This window comes from Pararhizobium sp. LjRoot255 (assembly GCF_964252905.1).
In the GTDB taxonomy this organism is placed as follows: domain Bacteria; phylum Pseudomonadota; class Alphaproteobacteria; order Rhizobiales; family Rhizobiaceae; genus Pararhizobium.
The window spans coordinates 1-2692 of sequence record NZ_CAXUPQ020000010.1; the positions used below are offsets into that span (position 1 = coordinate 1).

3 protein-coding genes are annotated in these 2692 nt (G+C 63.4%); all 3 read left to right on the top strand.

What is annotated here, in order from left to right:
• A partial coding sequence (locus tag ACSQ2W_RS27265) for a thiamine pyrophosphate-dependent dehydrogenase E1 component subunit alpha (protein WP_436089291.1) occupies window positions 1-670 on the top strand: 670 nt, incomplete at its 5' end.
• A gap of 11 nt (window positions 671-681) precedes the next feature.
• On the top strand, window positions 682-1689 hold the full coding sequence (locus ACSQ2W_RS27270) for an alpha-ketoacid dehydrogenase subunit beta (protein ID WP_436089292.1): 1008 nt from the start codon (window positions 682-684) through the stop codon (window positions 1687-1689).
• A gap of 5 nt (window positions 1690-1694) precedes the next feature.
• On the top strand, window positions 1695-2692 hold a 998-nt coding region (locus ACSQ2W_RS27275), incomplete at its 3' end, for an acetoin dehydrogenase dihydrolipoyllysine-residue acetyltransferase subunit (protein WP_436089293.1).

Here is a 2692-nt window from a genome sequence, read left to right on the forward strand (position 1 = left end):
GCACATTGCCGATCTGCGCAAGGGCATGCTGGGTGCCAACGGGATCGTTGCGGCGGGTGCGCCGATCACCTGCGGCGCCGCGTTAAGCGCCAAGCTCCTGGGCAAAAACCACGTGGCGGTTGCTTTTGCCGGCGACGGCGCGATGAACGAAGGCGTCATGTCCGAGAGCTTCAACCTTGCCAAGATCTGGATGCTGCCGATCGTCTTCGTCATCGAGGACAATGGTTTTGGCGAAGCCACAGCCAATGAGTATGTGTCGGCCGGCAGCTTCACGCGCCGGGCGGAAAGCTATGACATTCCGGCCATAGAGGTCGACGGCACAGATGTGTTCAGCGTCTATGAAGCGGCCGGCGAAGCGATTGCCCGCGCCCGCAACGGCGGTGGACCGACGATGCTGCACGTCCATGTACCGCGCTACTACGGCCACTATAGCGGCGACCCCGACAACTATCGCACGCCCGAGGAAAAAGCGGCGATGCGCCGGGAGCGTGACTGCCTGATCAATTTCCGCAAGCGCGTCAACGAGGTGTCGCTGCTCGACGATGCCGAACTCGATGCCGTCGATCAGGCGGTGGAAGCCGAGATCGATCGCGCTGTCGCTGCCGCGCGTGCCGCACCGTTCCCGCCCTTGTCGGCCCTCACCACCGACGTCTACGTCAAGTATCTGTAAGGACGACGATCATGCCCAAGAAATCCTTCCGCCAAGCCCTCAACGAGGCTCTTCATTCGGAAATGGCCCGTGATCCGAGCGTGATCATGATGGGTGAGGACCTGACAGGCGGCGCCGGAGCCAATGGCGTGAAAGACGCGTGGGGCGGGCCTTTCGGCGTGACACGGGGATTGCTCGATGCGTTTGGCGCGGAGCGCATCCGCGACACGCCGATCAGCGAAGCGGCCTTCATCGGTGCAGCCGCCGGCGCCGCCTTGACCGGTTTGCGCCCGATCGCCGAAATCATGTTTGTCGACTTTGCCGGCGTCTGCCTCGACCAGATCATGAACCAGGCTGCAAAGTTCCGCTACATGTTCGGCGGTCGCGCCAAGACGCCGCTCGTCATCCGCGCCACCTATGGCGCCGGCAGCCGTTCCGGTTCCCAGCACACCCAGGCGCTTTATCCGATCTTCACCCATATCCCGGGTCTGAAGGTCGTCATTCCGTCTAATCCCTACGACGCCAAGGGTCTTTTGCTGCAGGCGATCCGCGACGATGACCCGGTCATTTTCCTGGAGCACAAGATGCTCTACGACACCGTCGGCGAGGTGCCCGACGCGTCCTACACCATCCCATTCGGCGAAGCCCGCGTCGTGCGCGACGGCAAGGATGTGCTGATCGTTGCGATTGGACGAATGGTGGGTGTTGCCGAAGAAGCGGCCCGACAGCTTGCTTCGGAAGGCATCTCCGCCTGCATCGTCGACCCCCGCACCACGTCGCCCCTGGACGAGGACACGTTGCTTGAAGTCGCCGAGCAGATCGGCCGCGTCGTCATCGTCGACGAGGCCAATCCGCGGTGCAGCGTTGCGACCGACATCTCCGCTCTCTTTGCCGACAAATGCTTCGACGCGCTGAAGGCGCCGATCAAGCTGGTGACGGCGCCGCACACGCCGGTTCCCTACGCTCCCAATCTTGAAGACGCCTATATCCCGACGCCCGAAGCCGTGGCGAAGGCCGCCAGATCCATTGTGAAGAGGTAACTCCCATGTCGCTTATCGAAGCTGTCACCGTTCCCAAATGGGGAATGACGATGACCGAAGGCACGATCACCCAATGGATGGTCAATGAGGGCGATACCATCGCCCGCGGTCAGGAAATCCTCGAAATCGAGACGACGAAGGTCACCAACGTCCTCGAAGCAGCGGCAAGCGGTACCTTGCGCCGCATCGTGCTGCCGCAAGGCACGACGGCGCCGGTTGGGGCGCTGGCCGGCGTCATCACCGACGAGGCCGCCACTACAGAAGAGATCGACGCCTTTATCGAAACCTATGCCGATCGACTGGGTTCGGGCGCAGAGGGCGACGCAGGCATAGCCGCGCCGCGCACCGTCGATGTCGAGGGCGGCACGATCAACCTGCTCGAAGCCGGCGAAGCGAGCGATGATGTCGTGTTGTTCCTGCACGGTTTCGGCGGCGACCTGTCGACCTGGCTGTTCAACCAGCCGCCGCTGGCCGAGAAGATCCGCACGATCGCGGTCGATCTGCCGGGTCACGGCGCTTCGTCGCCCGTCGACAGCGGCGACATCCTTGCCAAGATCGCATCAGCCGTCAGCGCCGCAGTTCAGGATCTCGTCCCCGGCAAGCTCCATCTCGTCGGCCACTCCTTCGGCGGCGCCGTCGCGGCAAGGATCGCAGCCGACCAGCCGTCGCGGGTTGCTTCGCTGACATTGATCGCGCCGATCGGCTTGAGCAAGCAGATGAACCGCGACTTTCTCGTCGACTTCATCGCCGCCGAGCGGCGGCGCCCACTTCTGAACGTGCTTGAGCGGCTGTTTGCCGATCCCTCCAAGATCACCAACGACATGGTCGAGGGCACCTTGCGCTTCAAGCGTCTCGAAGGTGTGCCCGAGGCACTGTCGGCGATCGCCGACACCATCGCCAATGAAGACGGCCAGTTGCAGTCAATCCGTGCGCTGCTGGCCGGTCTCGACTGCCCCGTCACCCTCCTCTGGGGCGAGCAGGACCAGATCGTGCCAGTCCCGGA

Excerpts from the sequence above, each read along its gene's own strand:
- ACSQ2W_RS27270 (WP_436089292.1), top strand. The coding sequence starts at position 682 with ATGCCCAAGAAATCCTTCCGCCAAGCCCTCAACGAGGCTCTTCATTCG.